Source organism: Candidatus Pantoea rara, from assembly GCF_051136265.1.
GTDB classification, from domain to species: Bacteria; Pseudomonadota; Gammaproteobacteria; order Enterobacterales; family Enterobacteriaceae; genus Pantoea; species Pantoea rara.
The window spans coordinates 2052154-2070359 of the sequence record NZ_CP194942.1 but is presented as its reverse complement, the minus strand read 5'-3'; the positions used below and the strand labels follow the sequence as shown (position 1 = coordinate 2070359).

Genomic DNA, 18206 nt, shown 5'->3' with positions numbered 1-18206 from the left:
TTAGGTTCAGGGAATGTCACTCTGCGCGGGTGGGTGTTCACCCGCGTGTGAGGAAAACTGCGCGTTTGAAATCAGGCCGCTGAAACATCCGCCACGCCGGTCTGCGCCTCGGCCACCAGCGGCTTTTCAGGCTGCAGCAGTGTCATCGCCAGCATGCTGCCGAAGGCGATTACTGCGGTGACGGTAAACATCGCGTTGTAGCCGTAGTATTCCGCCAGCCAGCCGCAAAGCATGGGAGAAATAATCGCTGCCAGATTGGCAATCGCCAGCGTCATGCCGCTGTAGGTGCCGACCGACGCTTTCGGGGTGACATCAATGACCACCGACCAGTAGACATTATTCACCAGCGCGTTCAGTGCATTGCCCAGGGTCATCAGCGCAATAATTCCGGCGGCCGACTGCACATACGGGATCGCCATAAAGCAGCAGGCGGTGCCGCACAGCGTGACGGCGGCAAACAGATTACGCGCCAGCCGCAGATTACTGAAGCGGGCCAGCAGGGCGTCGGCAATGCGTCCGCCCAGCAGCACGGTGATACAGGCACCGCTCCACGGGATCATCGCCACGTACCACAGCGAATGCAGATCGTAATGGAAATTATCCTGCAGATACTTCGGCATCCAGGTCACCAGGGTAAAGGTGATGTAGAGGAAGGAGAAGTAGCCCAGTGCGTTGCAGACCAGCGTGCGGCTGGTGAAGAAGCGCCACCAGGGCAATGGCACGCTGTCGCCCGCGCTGCGGCGCTGACCGTTCTGAATCAGCGCGCGCTCTGCGGCATCAGTATGGGGACTCTTATCCGGGCTGTCGCTGAAAGTGCGTGCAAACAGCGCCATCGCCAGCAGGGAGAACACCCCGAGCAGGATAAACATCATGCGCCAGTCATGGGTCAGCAGCAGCAGGCCAACCGCCATCGGGGCCGTCAGCAGCGCGCCAACCTGTGTCGAGAGCAGACCGATGCCCAGCGCAAAACCACGCTCGTTATCAGGTGCCCAGTGGGCAATCGCTTTGTTCATCAGCGCGTAGGCCGGCCCTTCGGAAAAACCAAACAGGATGCGCAGGGCAGCAAAGCCCATAATGGCGGAGCCGCCAAACAGCGCCATACCCAGCTCACCCGCCCAGGCGGTAGCGATTTCCAGCAGTGACCAGAGCACGCCGGCCAGCAGCCAGACCTTTTTCGTGCCGATGCGGTCAGCCAGAAAGCCGCCGCACAATGAACCAAACAGATAGCCAAAACCAAAGTAACCCAGCACTGCACCAAGCTGGACTTTGCTGAAGTGATACTCCGCTGCGATAGCGTTGGCTGCAAACGACAAGGCGCCGCGATCGATGTAGTTGATCAGGGCGATCAGGAACAGCAGTGAAAATAGGGTGTAACGGTAACGGCTGGATGTCATCTCACTTCTCCTGATTAAGTGTCTCAGGAGAGCTCAAGCAAAATTGATGCCGGAAAGGCATGTATCCGGCAAACAGGGGGCGGAGAGTGGGTGCGGGCCGCCAGGCCAGCCCTGAATGGCGTACACTGATCCCGCTCATTATTCGCCTGCGCATCAATGCAGTGCAGGCGTTGCCTGTCGATGGTGAGTCTCAGGCGGCGTTATGATGTGTGGTGCTGACATGTGGCAGCGGGATAATCACGGCTTCATCAATCGCGACCTCTTCTGCGGTCTTGTTCTGCGGCATTTCGCCAAGGTGCAGCAAAATCTGCTGCTGATAAGTCGCATCGTCCACCGTGGTTTGCTCACTCAGCAGTACGCCCGCTTCATTGACGTTTTTGCCTTCCACTTTTATTTTTGTGGTGGCACTGGCCAGCATCCACTCATATTCGATATCGACATGGCCGCTATCAATACAACGGATACCGCGCTGACTTAAATCATACGCCAGTACGGTGGCGGTCGGGCCCAATGAAATTAAGACCAGGTCAAAGTTGACGGCATGCTCTGAAACGGTTTCAAACAGGCGATCATAAACAGAAAAGGCATTACGGTTCAGTGTGGTAATACGTTTAACGTCGCTGGCCCCCTCAAGTAAATCATTGCCTAATCCCAGACGTGTACCACTGCCTTCAACAATTAATACCCGGCGCCCCTGATAGAGCTGTTTGAATTTATCAAATATCGTCCGGGATAATTGCTTGCCTTTATAATCGTGATAAGGCCGGGTAACAGAAGTATTGCCATACCGGACCTGTTTATTCAGCAGAGCCTCATAATGTTTAAAGTAAAATGCTTTATGGAAGAACCAGAACAGGGCCGATCCACTTCGCATACTGCGGGTGGTGCGAAAGGCATCCGGCAGGCAGATCAGACAGTCTGGATTGGCTGCTGGCTCCTGCTGCAGCAGGGATTTGAGCCGGGCAGAGAGCTTCGGGTCAAATGGCTGGAAACCGATATTTTTATACCAGGTCATTTCCAGTTCACCGTCGCCATATCGGGCCAGGGATAAATGTGGGTTACGTAACAACAGATCAATTGTTTCTTCTATCGACATCACGGAATAACGTTTTACCTGTGCCTGTGCAGCAGGATAGCGAAGCGCGGCATTGATAAATTTAAACGGAAAACGAAACTTGCGATAAATAGCATGAAGTGCGGACATAATGAACCTGCCTGGGTTATTGCTGCCATAGAAAATCCCGCCTGATGGCCGGATAAATAATAATAAGCGTGATGATATATATCACAGGTAAAATCCGTGTCAGGCTACGGAATATCTGAAATCGTTTTCATCGTAGAAATTCCTTATTTTATTAATCTGTTCTCTGCCTTTAATTTTCCCTGAAATAAGTAAAGTCGCGGCGTTATCGACATTTTAAAAAAATTTTAAAATTCATCACACCGCATCAGCCTTGATGTTCGCGCTGAGAAAAAAAACGGGTCAATGGCTTTTCCAAATTCAGCATTAAGAGTTATTGCAGGGCAGGGTGAATAAATCATTATGACTATTTGACACTGAAAAATGTTCACCGGGCAAACGTACGGCTGCATTACAGAAGCGCGCCTTGTCTGATAATTGTTCGCCTTTGAACAAAAGGTGCGGTAGTTAGCAGCCTATGGTTAACATTTTGTGATGTATATCTCGTTATTCTGCCTTCAGAAAGTAAAAAAAGCGGCCTGAATACCTCAGAAGGTAATATTTATAATAAATATTACTAATGATTTACGCCTGAACACGTTTTTACATATTTCGCGCGTAAGTTAAAATCTCGTTGAATTTATGTTTCCAGCTTAACTTACTTATCGCCGCTAATGACCCGAGGAAGGATCATGATCAATAAAATAACCAGTATAATCATGGTGATATTTGCTATCGCCCTGATTTACATGGGAGGACAACTCCTGCTTGCAGGAGGCAGCGCGTTCTATGCGCTGATGGGCGTGGGCGTTCTGCTCAGCGCGATCCTGCTGATGATGAACAAACGCAGTGCGCTGACGCTTTATGCGCTGTTGATGTGGGTCACGCTGTTCTGGACTATCTGGGAAGTGGGCTTCGACAAATGGCAGTGGATCCCGCGCGGCGACCTGTTTGGTGTGCTGGGCGTCTGGCTGGCTCTGCCGTGGGTGGTACGTCCGCTCTATCAGGAACAGCGTCGCTTCCATCCTTTCCTCGGCGGTTCAGTGGTGCTGATGGTGCTGCTGGTGGTTGGCCTCTGCTTCTACGATCCGCTGCCGCAACAGGGCACTATCGCTACGCCGCGCAACGCCTCTGCGACCGGCGGAGCCGCTGAAGAGTGGAGCGCCTATGGCGGAACGGCGGATGGCCAGCGTTTCTCGGCGCTGAAGCAGATCACTAAAGATAACGTTAAAGACCTGGAAGTGGCCTGGACCTATCACACCGGCGATCTGCGCCAGGGTGATGATGCGACTGAATACACTTTTGAAGCGACGCCGCTGAAAGCCAACGGCATGCTCTACTTCTGTACGCCGCACAACGAAGTCCATGCTCTCGACCCGGAAACGGGTGCGGTAAAATGGAAAACCCTGCCGGATAAAAACCGCTCTTATCTGCAGCAGCACCAGACCTGTCGTGGCGTAAGCTACTTCGAGGCCGGTCAGCAGGGGCAGCAGCAGACGGGCGCAGCACCGGCGATCTGCCGCAAGCGTATCTTCAACGCGACCACCGATGCCCGCCTGCTGGCGCTGGATGCCGATACCGGCAAGCCCTGCGCGGACTTTGGTGACAACGGCGTGGTGAACCTGCGTGCCAACATGGGCGAGGTGCGTCCGCACGCGCTGATGCAGACCGCAGCACCGCTGGTGGCAGGCAATCTGGTGATTGTTGGCGGTTCGGTGATGGATAACGGCTTCAACAGCGGCAACCCATCAGGTGTAATTCGTGCCTATGACGCTGTCAGCGGTCGTCTGGTGTGGAACTTTGATCCGGCTAACCCGGATAACACTGCACCGGTCGCTGCAGGGGCAACCTATCCTCAGGATACCCCGATCGCCTGGGCCACCCTGAGCGCCGATCTGAAAAACGGCCTGGTCTATGTGCCGTTTGGTAACGCCTCGCCGGATGAAGTCGGTATCGAACGCGATCCGGCCAGTAACACCGAAAAATTCCGTGATGCGCTGGTGGCGCTGGATCTGAAAACCGGTGCGTTCAAATGGCGTTATCAGAGTTCAAACCACGATCTGTGGGATCGCGATAACCCGTCACAGCCGTCGCTGGTGGACATCAACTATCAGGGTAAACCGCAGCCCGCGGTCATTCTGCCGACCAAAACCGGCAATCTGTTTGTGCTGAACCGCCTGACCGGCGAGCCGGTTTACCCGGTAGAGCAGGTTAAGGTTTCAACGGATGGCATTAAAGGCGAGCAGTATGCGGCGACCCAGCCGGTCTCGAGCCTGAACTTCATTCCACAGCCGCTGACTGAGAAGTCCATGTGGGGCATCACGCCGTTTGACCAGATGGCCTGCCGCACCACCTTCCGTGAGCTGCGTTATGACGGTAACCCGTGGACGCCGCCTACCGAGAAAGGCTCGCTGATCTTCCCGGGCAACATCGGGGTGTTTAACTGGGGTTCCGTAGCCGTTGATCCCCAGCGTCAGATGCTGATTGCGGCACCGGTACGCCTGGCTTACAAATACAACCTGATTAAGCGCACACCGGAAACCGAAACGCAGCGTACCTTCACCAAAGATGGCACGCCGTACTGGAATGAGAACTTCCACGGTGACTACGCTATTCACATCCAGCAGATGGCGTCGGGACTGGGTATTCCCTGCATCGCGCCACCGTGGGGACGGATGGTGGGTGTGGATCTGACCACCGGCAAAACCGAATGGCTGCGCCGCGTCGGCACCACCAAAAACCTGAAGACCAGCTTCCTGCCTGGCCGCTTCCCGCTCGGTTTCCCGATGGGGATGGTCGCGCACGGCGGACCGCTGCTGACGGCCGGTGATCTGGTGTTCCACGGCGCAACGGCAGATAACTTCTTCCGCGCTTACGACAGCACTACCGGCGAACTGCTGTGGCAGACTGAACTCAGCGCCGGAGCGCAGGCCACGCCATCCACCTTTATGGGTAAAGATGGCAAGCAGTACGTGGTGATTGCCGCAGGCGGCCACGGCTCGCTCGGCACCACGCAGGGCGACAGCGTTGTCGCTTTCCGTCTGAAGTAAAGTTATCTCGTCCCGCTGAGCGCCACCCTGGCGCTCAGCTTTTTTCATTTCTTTCCCTGTCAGACTCCACGCCCGGCTGCTCACTACAACCCGTTGTATTCCAGATAAATTCTCCCGGCACTCCCTGTACTTCATCTGATAACACACCGAAACTATTTCGTGACCGTGCTCGCGGTTTAAGGATTTTCCCGTCCTGACAGACTTGCGCATTGAAGCGCGAGGCGTAGATTAATACATAACTTCACAACTAATCGTGAATATGAAAAGTACTTCACAATACGCACTCTGAAGGATTGATGCTCATGTCGGAACTGAAATTTGCTACCCGTCTCAACTCGTTCGCCTCGGGCGCACATCTCTACTGGCCCGATCAGCAGGGCAAGCCCTCTGTGCTGCAGATGGTTGCCCGCGCAGGCAAGGTAAAAGGCTTAACGCATCTCGACCTCAACTTTCCGCAGCATCTGACCAGCGATATTCCCACTCTTCGACAGGCGATCAGTGATGCGGGGCTTGCTGTCAACGGCATGCAGATGCGCTGGGATGCGCCGCAGTTCAAAATCGGCGCGTTCACTCATCCCGACGCGAAAGTGCGTCGCGAAGCGATCGAGCTGACCAAGCGCGGCATTGACGCGGGGCGGGAATTTGGTTCACAGCTGATGACGCTGTGGATGGGGCAGGACGGTTTCGATTACTGCTTCCAGGCCGACTATAAAAAGATCTGGGAGGATGCGGTCAGCGCCGTGCGTGAAGTGGCGGAGTATGCCCCGGACGTTGACGTCAGCATCGAATACAAACCCAATGAGCCGCGCGCCTACAGCATCTTCCCCAACGCCACTACCTGTCTGCTGGCGGTGGAAGAGGCGGGCTGCGCCAATCTGGGGATCACCCTGGATTTTGCGCACGTGCTGTTTGCCAATGAGATCCCGGCTTACGCTGCTGCGATGGTGGCACGCCGCTCACGACTGCTGGGGCTGGACCTGAATGATGGCTGGGGCAAACGTGACGACGGCCTGATGGTCGCCTCCGTTAATCCGCGCGCCACGCTGGAGTTTCTCTGGCAGATGCAGCGCGACGGCTACCGCGGCGCCTACTACTTCGATACCTTCCCGGATGCCAGCGGGCTTGACCCGATTCGTGAAGCGGAGAGCAACATCGCCACCGTTAAGCGCCTGCTCAGACTTTGTGACCAGTTGCACGGTAACGCGCAGTTACAGGCTGCTATTGAGCGTCAGGATGCGGTCGCCTCACAGCAGATCGTCAACGACATCATGCTGGCCCGCTGACAGCCGATTAATCATAAGAACATCACATCTCTACCCACATGCTGAGACTATAAAAATGAAAAAACGCCTGCTTGCCTTTATCGCTTCTTCACTACTCTGCAGCACGGTTTATGCGGCAGAACTGGCACCCCTGCAATCCGATACTGAACCGGACCGCACCGACTGGACCCAGCTTGACACCAAATATGGTGCACTGCCAAAAGTCGATAAGTCATTGAAGATTGGTGGGGTATCGAAAACCCTGACCAATGAATACTGGCGTCTGCTCGGTCAGGGCTACGAGGTCGCGGCGAAAAAATATGGCGTTACCGTGGCCTATCAGGCGGCGGCTAATGAAGACGATCAGCTCGGTCAGCTCTCCATTGCGGAAACCCTGATCTCGCAGGGCTTTAACGGCCTGCTGGTTTCGCCGCAGACCGACATCAACCTGGAGCCTGCGCTGGAGAGCGCCAACAGTAAAAATATCCCGGTGGTTAATGTTAATGATGCGGTGATGCCGAACGCGCGTTACTACGTCGGCAACGTCCAGAAGGATAATGGCGTGCGGGTGGCGAAATGGTTTATTCAGCATCATCCGCAGGGCGGCAAAGTGGCGGTGATTGAAGGGCAGCCAGGGGTTTATGCCGCCGGACAGCGTACCCGTGGCTTTAAAGAGACGCTGGACAGCGCCGGCAAGTTCACCATCGTGGCCAGCGTGCCCGCTAACTGGAGTCGCGAGCAGGCCTTTAACGCTGCATCGACCATTCTGCAACAGCATCCTGATCTCATCGGCTTCTACGCCAACAACGACACCATGGCGCTGGGCGTGGTAGAGGCGGTTCGCGCGCAGAACAAAGCGTCACAGGTGGCGATCTTTGGCACCGACGGCATTTCCGATGCCTACGCCTCCATTAAGCGCGGCGAGCTTACTGGCACGGTAGACAGTTTCCCGGTGCTGACCGGTGAAGTGGCCATGGACGTGGTGATCCGTCTGATCAATGGACAGAAACTGTCGCGCGTTATCTCCACACCGCAGGCGCTGATCACCAAAGAGAATGTCGGGGCGTTCTCCACTAAAGACAACAGCCGGTTGCGTCAGTTGCTGGCTCAACAATAGGTCAGCGGGAGCGGGTATGGAACAGTTTCGCTTAATGATGCGTGGCATCAGCAAAAGTTACGGTAACGCCGCCGCGCTACAGGATGTCGATTTCTCAGTGCGGCCCGGCGAGGTGCACGCGCTGATTGGGGAAAACGGCGCAGGTAAGTCGACGCTGCTGAATATCCTCTCCGGCGTGCGCGGTGCGGACAGCGGGGAGATTAGCGTCAACGGAAACCGGGTGCAAATCCGCAGTCCGCTCAGCGCCCGTCAGTCAGGGATCGCGATGATCCACCAGGAGTTGCAGCATGTGCCTGAGCTTTCCGTGGCGCAGAACATGTTTCTGGGTCGCCCGCTGACCCGCGCTGGCGGCTGGTGGGTGGATAAGAAAGCCCAGCTGGCACGGGCTACTCTGATTCTGAAGACGCTGGATCCCACTATCGATCCCGATACGCCGATCAGGAACCTTAAGGTGTCGCAGCAGCAGATTGTGGAGATCGCCCGCGCGCTGCTGGATGACGCGAAAATCATCGCCATGGATGAGCCGACCTCCAGCCTGACGCCCCGCGAGTTCGACCGGCTGGCGGAACTGATTGGCGACTTAAAATCGACCGGCGTCTCACTGATCTATGTGTCGCACAAGATGAATGAGATTTTCCGGGTCTGCGACCGCGCCACCATTATGCGTGACGGAAAGCAGGTTGGGGTGGTCAATATCAGTGATGAGGATGAGGAGAGCATCGTCGCCAAAATGGTCGGACGGAAGATCGACAAGCTCGACCATCAGGCATTTGTCACCGATCGCGAAGTGCTGCGGGTAGAGGATCTGACGCGTGGCAATGAGGTGGTGGCGGCAAACTTCAGCGTTCGTGCTGGCGAAGTGCTGGGCATTGCGGGGCTGGTGGGCGCGGGACGCACGGAACTGCTGAAGCTGATTGCCGGTATCGACAGGCGCACCTGTGGCACGGTGAGCGTCAACGGTGTTGCGGTGAAGAACCACAACGTGCGTGCGGCGATTAAAGCGGGCATTGGCCTGGTACCGGAAGACCGCAAAAAAGAGGGCATTGTCAAAGAGCGGGCGGTGAAGATGAATATGGCACTGCCGTCGATGCACCGCTTCACGTCGGTGGGTCTGATCAGTCAGGCCAGACTGGACCGCGAGGCGCTGACGGTCATGGCCGACCTGAAACTGCGCCCGCTCGACATTGAGAAAACCATCGGCACGCTGAGCGGCGGCAATCAGCAGAAAGTGATCATCGGCCGCTGGGTAGCAGCAGATGCCAATGTGTTTCTGTTTGATGAGCCGACGCGCGGTATCGACATTGGCGCCAAGTCTGAAATCTATCACCTGATCGAAAAACTGGCCCAGGCGGGCAAAGCCATTGTGGTGGTGTCGTCAGAGATGACCGAGATCATGCGCATCTCTGACCGGGTACTGGTGATGCGTGAGGGACGGATTACCAAAGAGCTCACCGGCAGCGCGATCACCGAAGAGAACATCGCCCGCTATGCCATTAAAGATATCGACCAGACCGCCTGACCGCTTACCTGACACTATTTAAGGTTATAACTATGACGACTGAGACATCTACCGGGCCGGGTACCCGACCCGCGTTGCGGCTTAAATTTAACGTACGCGATGCCGGTACCTTAATTGGCTTACTGATTATCGTGGTGACATTTTCGTTTCTGTCGCCGGTGTTTTTCACGGTGCCCAATCTGCTGAATATTCTGCAGCAGTCTTCGATCAACGCCCTGATTGCCCTGGGCATGACGCTGGTGATTATCTCCGGCGGGATTGACCTCTCGGTCGGTCCCACCGCAGCGCTCTCCGCGGTGCTGGGTGCCACGCTGATGACCTCGGGTGTGCCGGTACCGCTGGCGATCCTCGCGACGCTGGGTGTGGGCGCGATGTGCGGGCTGTTCAGCGGTTCACTGATCGCCTATGCCGGGCTGCAGCCGTTTATCGTTACGCTGGGCGGCCTGTCGCTGTTCCGGGCCATCGCGCTGATCTATACCGGCGGCAATCCGGTCTTCGGTATTCCGCTGGAGTTCCGCACGCTGATTAACAGCATGCTGTTGGGTATTCCGACGCCGATTGTGATTGTCGCGGTGATTGCGCTGGTGCTCTGGACGGTGATGAATAAGACCCCGCTGGGGGAATATATTCTGGCGATTGGCGGTAATGAAGAGGCGGCGCGGGTCGCCGGTGTGCCGGTGAAGCGCACCAAGGTCACGGTTTACATCTTCTCCGGTCTGCTGGCCTCACTGGCCTCGCTGATTCTGATTGGTCGTCTGGGTGCTGCTGAGCCGACAATCGGCAACCTGTGGGAACTGGACGCTATTGCGGCGGCGGCCATTGGTGGTGCATCACTGATGGGCGGCAAGGGCAGTATCTTCGGCACGCTGATTGGCGTGGTGATCCTCGGAGTGCTACGTAATGGCTTGACCTTACTGAACATTCAGGCCTTTTACCAATTGCTCGCTACCGGCCTTATTATTATCATAGCGATGTTGATTGACCGGGCGACCCGAGGCAAGTAATGAAGCAAGATCCGCGAGCCATTGGCGCTCAGATTCGTATGCGTTTGCCCCAGCTGACGCCGTTAGAACGACGTGTGGCGGAGGCAATCATTGCCCGAACCGACATTACCGAGCAGTCCTCTCTCAAGGAGATTGCGCAGGAGAATAATGTCTCTGAAGCGATGATCGTTAAGATTACTAAAAAACTTAACTTCACTGGCTTCAGGCATTTCAGAAGTGGCCTGATCTATTACAACCAGTCTGAAGTGGCGGGACTGCATGCGGAAATTGAGCCGGATGATTCGTCGGAGCAGTTGCTGGCCAAAGTGTTCAGAACCTCTATCCAGGCAATTGAAGAGACTTTATCGATTCTGGATGTCTCTGAATTTAATCGTGCGGCGGACATCATCTTTAAAGCGCGTCATATCGATCTCTATGCCGTGGGCGGTTCTGCCGCCGTGGCACGGGACCTGTCGCACAAGATGCTGAAGATTGGCATCAAGTCGACCGCCTATGACGACGCCCACATCATGCTGATGTCAGCCGCCGTGTTATCTGATGACGATGTGGTTATCGCCATCAGCCATTCGGGTGCGACACGTGCGGTGAACGATCCGGTCAAACTGGCGGGGAAGAATGGCGCGAAGGTGATCGCCATTACCAACTACGCTGAATCCCCGATCGCGCAGAGTGCGCATGTGGTCCTCAATTCAACCTCTCAGGGATCGCATCTGCTGGGTGAAAACGCCGCGTCACGCATCGCCCAGCTCAATATTCTGGATGCGCTGTTTGTCGCTATCGCAAAGAAAGATCTGAAGCGGGCGGAGAAAAACCTGATGAAAACCCAGCATGCGGTTCAGGATCTGCGGGAATTCTAGTTATGAGCAAAATTGCAGTCACCGGCAGTCTTCATTACGACATTATGCTGGACGCGCATCATCGTCCGGAGAAAGGCGAAACGGTGATGGGCAGCGCCTGTCACTATAAGTTTGGCGGAAAGGGCGGTAATCAGGCGGTAGCGGCGGCCCGTGCGGGCGCAGCGGTGCGCTTTGCCGGTTCGGTGGGTCGCGATCAGCAGGGGCAATTTCTGCTGGATCATCTGCAGCAGGCCGGTGTCGATTGCACGCAGGTGAGCGTGATCGATGAGCTTCCCTCCGGAATGAGCGTGGCGATTACCGATGCCGAAGGGGATTACGGTGCGGTCGTGGTCTCCAATGCCAATCAGCAGATCCCGCTGGCGACCTTTGAACAGCCCGGCTTCTGGCAGGATGTCTCTCTGCTGGTGCTGCAAAATGAAGTTCCTGAAGCGGTCAATCTCTTTGCGGCCCAGGCGGCACATCAGCGGGGGATTACGGTCTGTGTTAATGCCGCGCCCGCCCGCGCATTGTCGGCGGCGTTTGAGGGCTGTATCGATCTGCTGGTGGTGAACGCCATCGAGGCCCGTGATATGTGCGGGATTAACGTGCAGGATCTGAACTCAGCGCGCACAGCCGCGGAATCGCTGGCGGGACGCTTTGCCCGAGTGGTGGTGACAGCGGGTGAATACGGCGTGGCTTACAGCGAGGCGGGACAAACCCATACGCTGGCGGCGCAGAAAGTAAAACTGGTCAGCACGCACGGTGCCGGAGATTGTTTTGTCGGGGTGTTGTGTCAGCGCCTGAGCGTCGGCGCAACGCTGGGAGAAGCGGTCAGTGACGCTAACTGTGCGGCTGCCGAACACGTTTCCCGGCAGCGGCACTGATTAATGGCGTGCCACGTCAGTGACGCGGCACGCTAACGCAATTATGCGCCGACGTTCACTACGGTTTTTCCGAAGTTCTTGCCATTCAGCATATCGATAAACGCCTGTGGCGCGTTCTCTAATCCTTCAATCATGTGCTCGCGATAGTGGATTTTTTTATTCTCCACCAGCGGACGCATCGCCTCCAGGAACTCAGGGTAACGGTCACCATAATCCTGGAAGATGATAAAGCCCTGCATACGAATACGGCGTTTCAGAATTCCCGCCATGATCAGCGAGGTTCTGTCCGGGCCTTGAGGCAGTTCACGCTGGCTGTAAGCCGAGACCAGACCACAGACCGGCACGCGCGCTGCGGTGTTAAGCAGCGGGAACACGGCATCGAACACTTTGCCACCGACGTTTTCGAAGTAGATATCGATGCCATCCGGGCAGGCGTTTTTCAGCTGCTCTTCAAAGTCGGCGCTGTGGTGATCAAGGCAGGCATCAAAGCCCAGCGTATCGACCGCATAACGGCACTTCTCTTCACCGCCCGCCACACCCACGACACGGCAGCCTTTTTGTTTACCCAACTGGCCGACCGTTGCGCCCACCGGACCGGTTGCGGCGGCAACGACCAGCGTTTCACCCGCTTTTGGCTGACCGATATCCATCAGACCCATGTAGGCAGTAAAGCCTGGCATACCGAGAATACCCAGCGCCCATGCGGGATGGGGCAGATCGTTGCCCAGCTTCGCAATCTCTTTGCCATCGGAGACGGCATATTCCTGCCAGCCACTCTGCGCCAGCACCCAGTCACCGGTATTAAAGTCACTGTTTTTCGATTCGGCGACCTGACAGACGGTGCCGCCCACCATTGGCTGATCCAGCTCTGCTGGCGCGGCGTAGGATTTACCCTCGTCCATCCGGCCACGCATGTAGGGGTCAAGCGAGAGGTAGATAGTCTTCAGCAGCACTTCACCCTCTTTGATTTCCGGGACGGGCTGAGCCACATGACGGAAATTCTCTTTGGTCGGCTCACCGTGTGGGCGTGAAGCCAGTAACCAGGCGTGGTTCTGGGTTGCTTGTTCAGTCATATTGTCTTCCTTTTATAGCCGGGCAATGCACAGGGCATTACCGTATGAATACCGGGAAAGTGTAGATGACTGCAGCGGGAACGCATTTAGCGCTCTGAGCGGTAAGATGACTTATCAGATAACCGGAACTGCATGCTAACCGCAGCGGCACGCCGACTGCAGGGCGATTTCCGGCCCCGGACTACGCTGAAGGATATTCACATCTTCTTGCAAAAAACGGCGCTTTGATGGAAGTGCCAGGGAAGTGGTTACGCATCCAGCGTCACAGGAAGCTCTGAACATTGTGATAAATATCAGTGCACTCATCAGGGAGAGAACCATGACTATTCAGCATCTGCGTATTGCCCGACCGGTGACTGACCTGACGCAAAGCAGTCAGATCTATTGCCAGGGGCCGGGGTTGCGAGAAATGGGTAACTTTACTGACCATCAGGGGTTTAGTGGTGTGATGCTGGGGGCTGAAGGGCTGGGCTGGCATCTTGAATTCACGCTCTGTCCTACCCATCCCATCCGGCCATCAACAACCGATGACGATCTGCTGGTGCTCTACATTCCACAACAGCCTGACTGGCTGGCCCGATGTGCCTGCATGAAAGAGGCAGGATTCCGGCGCGTGCCATCATTTAATCCCTACTGGGATCAACGGGGCGTGACATTTATCGACAGGGATGGTTATCGTGTCGTTATCCAGCGTGCCTCATGGCCACCTGCACGCTGACCTTCTGAAAAACCGGAGCTTATCCTGAATATTCTTTGCTTCCATACCGCCGCCAGTAATATTGCGATATTTGATAATGCCGCCAGCGCATTGTCGCGTGACAATCCGCCATTAAATCATCTGGTGATGCCTGCGCTGCTGGCAGAGGCGGAACGCAGCGGCGGGATGACGGCGGAGTTACGCTGCCGTATCGCAAACCTGATTAACGCGCTGCTGCCGCAGTTTGATGCCGTATTGATCACCTGCTCAACGCTGGGGCCGGTTGCCGATGATTTCTCCGTGCAGGATCGGGTTATGCGCACCGATGGGATGTTAGCGAAGGCGCTGCAGCGTCAGTCGGGTCCGACAGTGGCGCTCTGCGCGGCAGAATCAACGCTGGCGGCGACGCGGGCACTGTTCTGTCAGCCCGATAGCCAGGTAGAGGTCGCGCTGGTGGAGGGTGCCTGGGCGGCATTTAAAGCCGGGGACACAACGCGCTATTTTGCGTTGATTGCGGCTGCGGCAGAGCAGGCTTATCAGCAGGGAGCCGTTGCCGTAGCCATGGCGCAAAGCTCAATGACGCCCGCTGCACAGCAGTTTCCCGAGACACAGCGACCACTGACCGGCCCGCATCTTGCGCTGCAGGCCTGCTACGATCTCAGATGATCGTCACACTATGCTGGCTGAGCGCCTGTTGCAGCGCCTCGTCCGGCTGTGTTTCGACGACCAGCGTACTCGCCAGCGACAGATCGCCAATAGCAAACGCCGACGCCGAATTCAGCTTTTCGGCGGACGCCAGCACCACGGTTTCTGCTGCGCGTCCTGCCAGCGCTCGCTTCACCGTCGCCTCTTCAAAATTCCCGGTGGTCAGCCCTGCAGCCGGATGCACACCGGTGACGCCCATAAAAAAGAGATCGGCGTTGATGCGGTTGATCGACTCCAGCATTGCTGCACCCACCGTGACCACGGAATGCTTATAGAGCTGCCCGCCAATCAGGATGATCTCTACCCGTGGATGATCGGCTAACGCCAGCGCCACGCTGGGACTGTGCGTGATGGCGGTAAAGTTTAGCGTCGCAGGTAACCGTCGCACCAGTTCCGCGCTGGTGGTCCCGCCGTCGATTAGCACAATCTGTCCCGGCTGGATCAGCGAAACTGCTTTCTGCGCGATAATCTGTTTAGACGCCGTCTGCACGCTTTTGCGTGTTTCAAACGTGCCCAGCGCAGCGGAAACCGGCAGTGCGCCGCCATGCACCCGTTGTAACAATCCTTCGGCCGCCAGTTCACGCAGGTCACGGCGAATAGAGTCTTCAGATAGCCCAAAGCGCTGGCTCAGGTCGCGCGACTGCACCTGTTTTTCCTGGGCGAGCAGGGCGAGTATTTTCTGTTTTCGTTGGCTGGATAGCATGATTCTGATCTGCATGTTTTTTCTTGAAGTTGCACGATTGTGCATGATAGCGTGAAGGCTGTCTACTTATCCCGGAGCGCATCATGCAACAGAACCATCCCCGCGTACGCATCATCAACGAGCAGTTGCTGTCAGATAACTGGTATACCCTGAAGAAATACACTTTCTCGCTGCTGCGCCGTGATGGTCGCTGGCAGGATCAGAATCGGGAAGCCTATGACCGGGGTAACGGCGCGGTGATCCTGCTCTATAACCGTGATAAACGCACGGTCGTGCTGACCCGGCAGTTTCGCTTTCCGGTTTTCCTGAACGGGCATGATGGCTTTCTGATTGAAGCGGCCGCCGGTCTGCTGGATAACGCCTCGCCGGAAGCGCGTATTGTTGCCGAAGCGGAAGAGGAGACGGGTTTTCGCGTCAGCCGGGTGGAGAAGGTGTTTGAAGCCTTTATGAGCCCGGGTTCGGTGACTGAGAAACTCTACTTCTTCATTGCTGAATATGGCGACCAGCAGCGCAGCGGGGAAGGCGGCGGAATAGCAGAGGAGGGTGAGGATATCGAGGTGCTGGAGATCGTTTTCGACCAGGCACTACAGGCGATTGATCAGGGTGAGATTGTGGATGCCAAAACCATCATGCTGCTCCAGCATCTGCGCCTGAAAGGTATTTTATAAGAGAGCGGGCAGACCGCCACTAAGGTGGTCTGCCCGTAAACATTTACTGATCCTGCGTCAGGATACCTTTTACATCGTGCGGTTCAGAACGCAGATACTGCGGCGGAACCTGCACTTTGCCGTCCAGAGCGGCCGCAGCGTGCCATGGCCAGCGTGGGTCATAGAGAATGCCGCGCGCCAGCGCCACCAGGTCAGCTTCGCCTTGTTGCAGAAGATCTTCTGCCTGCTGGGGTTCAGTTATCAGGCCAACTGCAATGACCGGAATTGACACCTGCTCACGAATATCGCGTGCGAACGGCACCTGATAATTCGGACCAACGCTAATTTTCTGTTTTTCTGACAGGCCACCGCTTGAGACGTGAATATAGGCGCAGTTCAGCGCTTCCAGCTCACGGGAGAAGGCAATTGACTGTTTAATTTCCCAGCCGCCTTCGACCCAGTCAGTCGCGGAAATGCGCACGCCAACCGGCACGGTAGCGGGTACGGCTTCACGAACAGCTTTGAAGACTTCAAGCGGGAAGCGCAGTCGGTTTTCCAGCGAACCGCCATACTCATCACTGCGCTGATTCGACAGCGGCGAAAGGAACTGATGCAGCAGATAGCCGTGCGCGGCATGCACCTCAATCAGCTCAATACCCAGGCGCACCGCGCGACGGGCGCTATCGACAAAGGCCTGTTTCACTCGCTGCAGATCGTCAATACTCATGGCCAGCGGTTTAACTTCACCCTCGCTGTAACTTATTGCTGACGGGCCCACGGTTTGCCAGCCACCGGCATCAGGCGCAATCTGCTTACCGCCTTCCCAGGGAACGGCACACGACGCTTTGCGTCCCGCATGGCCCAGCTGCATACCGATCGGAATGGAGGAATAGCGGCGCACATCGTCCAGAACCGTTTTCAGCGCGGCTTCATTATCATCATTCCATAACCCGAGGTCGCCGGGAGAGATACGGCCGATGTCCTCGACGGCAGTGGCTTCAATAATCATCAGGCCAGCGCCGGAAAAGGCCAGCTGGCCAAGATGGATTCGGTGCCAGGCGGTCGCATTGCCTGCTTCAGCGGAGTACTGGCACATCGGCGCAATCACAATGCGGTTATCCAGCGTAAGTTCGCCCAGCGAGACAGTGGAAAAAAGTTGGCTCATATTATCTCCATGGTGTTATGACGGACGGGACAGGCAATAACTATAGCGGGGGATTTACCAGGCGGGATGACTGCAACGTGACTTTTTGTGAATGCGGCTGGGCTTAACCGAGTAAACCGCTGCGCTAAGACAGCGAGGTGAAGACCCCGCTGCCGTTAAAACCGGGTCTGTTATCCGCACTCAGACCTGCGCCATTCCGCCATCAACAAACAGTTCTGTCGCATTGATAAAGCTGGCAGCATCAGATGCGAGAAATGCCACAGTTCGGGCAACCTCCTGCGGTTCACCCAGGCGGCCAAGCGGTATCTGTGCGGCCAGCGCATCAAACAAGCCCTGACGCTGATCTTCACTTACCAGGTCGCCCAGTCCTGGCGTGCGGACCGGACCTGGACTGACGACATTAACCCGGATGCCGCGACCTTTCAGATCCAGCGCCCACGAACGGGCAAAGTTACGCACCGCCGCTTTACTGGCGCTGTAGACACTAAACGCTTCTGTACCCTGTGTCCCTGCGGTTGAACCAGTCAGGATCACCGACGCACCATCAACCAGCAGAGGCAGGGCTTTCTGGACAGTAAAAAGCACGCCGCGCACGTTGGTGCCAAAGATCCGGTCAACGTGCTCTTCAGTAATCGCGCCCAGTGGCAGCATGTCGCCGCCTCCGGCGTTGGCGAACAGAATATCCAGCCGTCCGGCCTGCGCCGCGATGCGGGAGTAAACGTCGTCGAGATCGTGCAGTTGTGAGGCGTCAGCCCGGATGCCGCTGACGGATCCGCCGATGTCAGCGACGGCGGCATCCAGCTCCGCCTGGCGTCGGCCGGTGATAAAAACCTGCGCACCCTGTGCCGCCAGTTCCCGTGCGGTGGCCAGGCCAATGCCGCTTGTTCCGCCTGTAACCAATGCAATTTTTCCTGCGAGTGATGCGTTCATATGCTCTTCTCCGAATGGTCTCTTTGACAGATTTAGCTTT

General features: G+C 56.3%; 16 protein-coding genes. 10 read left to right on the top strand and 6 right to left on the bottom strand.

What is annotated here, in order from left to right:
• Positions 1–71: 71 nt before the first annotated feature.
• Positions 72–1394, bottom strand: coding sequence for an MFS transporter (locus ACR8BF_RS09710; RefSeq protein WP_434744859.1), 1323 nt, complete (start codon positions 1392–1394; stop codon positions 72–74).
• A gap of 190 nt (positions 1395–1584) precedes the next feature.
• Positions 1585–2598 carry a GT-D fold domain-containing glycosyltransferase gene (locus tag ACR8BF_RS09705; RefSeq protein ID WP_434744858.1) on the bottom strand — a complete coding sequence of 338 codons (1014 nt, stop codon included), beginning with the start codon at positions 2596–2598 and terminating at the stop codon, positions 1585–1587.
• Positions 2599–3266: 668 nt separating this feature from the next.
• Here ACR8BF_RS09705 and ACR8BF_RS09700 point away from each other — a divergent pair.
• The 7 genes from ACR8BF_RS09700 (at position 3267) to ACR8BF_RS09670 (ending at position 12246) form a co-directional block, all read left to right on the top strand.
• Positions 3267–5624 carry a membrane-bound PQQ-dependent dehydrogenase, glucose/quinate/shikimate family gene (locus ACR8BF_RS09700; protein ID WP_434744857.1) on the top strand — a complete coding sequence of 786 codons (2358 nt, stop codon included), beginning with the start codon at positions 3267–3269 and terminating at the stop codon, positions 5622–5624.
• A 302-nt stretch (positions 5625–5926) separates the two neighbouring features.
• The gene (locus ACR8BF_RS09695) at positions 5927–6907 is read left to right on the top strand and encodes a TIM barrel protein (RefSeq protein ID WP_179895766.1); all 981 of its coding nucleotides are present in this window, start codon (positions 5927–5929) and stop codon (positions 6905–6907) included.
• Positions 6908–6962: 55 nt separating this feature from the next.
• Entirely contained in the window at positions 6963–8003 is a 1041-nt protein-coding gene (locus ACR8BF_RS09690) for a sugar ABC transporter substrate-binding protein (RefSeq protein WP_179895765.1), read from the top strand.
• A gap of 16 nt (positions 8004–8019) precedes the next feature.
• A complete protein-coding gene (locus tag ACR8BF_RS09685) occupies positions 8020–9522 on the top strand; it encodes a sugar ABC transporter ATP-binding protein (RefSeq protein WP_434744856.1) in 1503 nt (500 codons plus the stop codon).
• Positions 9523–9554: 32 nt separating this feature from the next.
• On the top strand, positions 9555–10526 hold the full coding sequence (locus tag ACR8BF_RS09680) for an ABC transporter permease (RefSeq protein WP_434744855.1): 972 nt from the start codon (positions 9555–9557) through the stop codon (positions 10524–10526).
• Positions 10526–11383, top strand: coding sequence for a MurR/RpiR family transcriptional regulator (locus ACR8BF_RS09675; RefSeq protein ID WP_090961029.1), 858 nt, complete (start codon positions 10526–10528; stop codon positions 11381–11383). Before ACR8BF_RS09680 ends, ACR8BF_RS09675 begins: the two co-directional genes overlap by 1 nt.
• A 2-nt stretch (positions 11384–11385) precedes the next feature.
• Complete coding sequence (locus ACR8BF_RS09670; RefSeq protein ID WP_434744854.1) at positions 11386–12246, top strand: PfkB family carbohydrate kinase; 861 nt, start codon at positions 11386–11388, stop codon at positions 12244–12246.
• Positions 12247–12287: 41 nt separating this feature from the next.
• Here the strand turns inward: ACR8BF_RS09670 and ACR8BF_RS09665 are convergent, their stop codons facing one another.
• Positions 12288–13319: an NADP-dependent oxidoreductase gene (locus tag ACR8BF_RS09665; RefSeq protein WP_434744853.1), complete on the bottom strand. Its 1032-nt coding sequence runs from the start codon at positions 13317–13319 to the stop codon at positions 12288–12290.
• A gap of 319 nt (positions 13320–13638) precedes the next feature.
• Here ACR8BF_RS09665 and ACR8BF_RS09660 point away from each other — a divergent pair, with 319 nt between their 5' ends.
• Both ACR8BF_RS09660 and ACR8BF_RS09655 read left to right on the top strand, forming a co-directional pair.
• The gene (locus ACR8BF_RS09660) at positions 13639–14037 is read left to right on the top strand and encodes a VOC family protein (protein ID WP_434744852.1); all 399 of its coding nucleotides are present in this window, start codon (positions 13639–13641) and stop codon (positions 14035–14037) included.
• A gap of 126 nt (positions 14038–14163) precedes the next feature.
• Positions 14164–14682 (top strand): glutamate racemase, encoded by a 519-nt coding sequence (locus ACR8BF_RS09655; RefSeq protein WP_434745930.1) that lies wholly within the window; start codon positions 14164–14166, stop codon positions 14680–14682.
• Here the strand turns inward: ACR8BF_RS09655 and ACR8BF_RS09650 are convergent.
• Complete coding sequence (locus tag ACR8BF_RS09650; protein ID WP_434745929.1) at positions 14675–15424, bottom strand: DeoR/GlpR family DNA-binding transcription regulator; 750 nt, start codon at positions 15422–15424, stop codon at positions 14675–14677. The two genes, ACR8BF_RS09655 and ACR8BF_RS09650, sit on opposite strands and share 8 nt — an antisense overlap.
• A gap of 83 nt (positions 15425–15507) precedes the next feature.
• Here ACR8BF_RS09650 and ACR8BF_RS09645 point away from each other — a divergent pair, with 83 nt between their 5' ends.
• The gene (locus ACR8BF_RS09645) at positions 15508–16092 is read left to right on the top strand and encodes an NUDIX domain-containing protein (protein ID WP_313699157.1); all 585 of its coding nucleotides are present in this window, start codon (positions 15508–15510) and stop codon (positions 16090–16092) included.
• A gap of 43 nt (positions 16093–16135) precedes the next feature.
• Here the strand turns inward: ACR8BF_RS09645 and ACR8BF_RS09640 are convergent, their stop codons facing one another.
• Together ACR8BF_RS09640 and ACR8BF_RS09635 are read right to left on the bottom strand one after the other, a co-directional pair.
• Entirely contained in the window at positions 16136–17236 is a 1101-nt protein-coding gene (locus ACR8BF_RS09640) for an NADH:flavin oxidoreductase/NADH oxidase (RefSeq protein WP_292992475.1), read from the bottom strand.
• A 180-nt stretch (positions 17237–17416) separates the two neighbouring features.
• Positions 17417–18166, bottom strand: coding sequence for an SDR family oxidoreductase (locus ACR8BF_RS09635; RefSeq protein WP_434744851.1), 750 nt, complete (start codon positions 18164–18166; stop codon positions 17417–17419).
• Positions 18167–18206 lie beyond the last annotated feature (40 nt).

What these genes read in the sequence shown, in the direction of transcription:
- ACR8BF_RS09710 (WP_434744859.1), bottom strand. Translation starts at nt 1,394, where the DNA reads ATGACATCCAGCCGTTACCGTTACACCCTATTTTCACTGCTGTTCCTG.
- ACR8BF_RS09705 (WP_434744858.1), bottom strand. Translation starts at nt 2,598, where the DNA reads ATGTCCGCACTTCATGCTATTTATCGCAAGTTTCGTTTTCCGTTTAAA.
- ACR8BF_RS09700 (WP_434744857.1), top strand. Translation starts at nt 3,267, where the DNA reads ATGATCAATAAAATAACCAGTATAATCATGGTGATATTTGCTATCGCC.
- ACR8BF_RS09695 (WP_179895766.1), top strand. Translation starts at nt 5,927, where the DNA reads ATGTCGGAACTGAAATTTGCTACCCGTCTCAACTCGTTCGCCTCGGGC.
- ACR8BF_RS09690 (WP_179895765.1), top strand. Translation starts at nt 6,963, where the DNA reads ATGAAAAAACGCCTGCTTGCCTTTATCGCTTCTTCACTACTCTGCAGC.
- ACR8BF_RS09685 (WP_434744856.1), top strand. Translation starts at nt 8,020, where the DNA reads ATGGAACAGTTTCGCTTAATGATGCGTGGCATCAGCAAAAGTTACGGT.
- ACR8BF_RS09680 (WP_434744855.1), top strand. Translation starts at nt 9,555, where the DNA reads ATGACGACTGAGACATCTACCGGGCCGGGTACCCGACCCGCGTTGCGG.
- ACR8BF_RS09675 (WP_090961029.1), top strand. Translation starts at nt 10,526, where the DNA reads ATGAAGCAAGATCCGCGAGCCATTGGCGCTCAGATTCGTATGCGTTTG.
- ACR8BF_RS09670 (WP_434744854.1), top strand. Translation starts at nt 11,386, where the DNA reads ATGAGCAAAATTGCAGTCACCGGCAGTCTTCATTACGACATTATGCTG.
- ACR8BF_RS09665 (WP_434744853.1), bottom strand. Translation starts at nt 13,319, where the DNA reads ATGACTGAACAAGCAACCCAGAACCACGCCTGGTTACTGGCTTCACGC.
- ACR8BF_RS09660 (WP_434744852.1), top strand. Translation starts at nt 13,639, where the DNA reads ATGACTATTCAGCATCTGCGTATTGCCCGACCGGTGACTGACCTGACG.
- ACR8BF_RS09655 (WP_434745930.1), top strand. Translation starts at nt 14,164, where the DNA reads ATGCCTGCGCTGCTGGCAGAGGCGGAACGCAGCGGCGGGATGACGGCG.
- ACR8BF_RS09650 (WP_434745929.1), bottom strand. Translation starts at nt 15,424, where the DNA reads ATGCTATCCAGCCAACGAAAACAGAAAATACTCGCCCTGCTCGCCCAG.
- ACR8BF_RS09645 (WP_313699157.1), top strand. Translation starts at nt 15,508, where the DNA reads ATGCAACAGAACCATCCCCGCGTACGCATCATCAACGAGCAGTTGCTG.
- ACR8BF_RS09640 (WP_292992475.1), bottom strand. Translation starts at nt 17,236, where the DNA reads ATGAGCCAACTTTTTTCCACTGTCTCGCTGGGCGAACTTACGCTGGAT.
- ACR8BF_RS09635 (WP_434744851.1), bottom strand. Translation starts at nt 18,166, where the DNA reads ATGAACGCATCACTCGCAGGAAAAATTGCATTGGTTACAGGCGGAACA.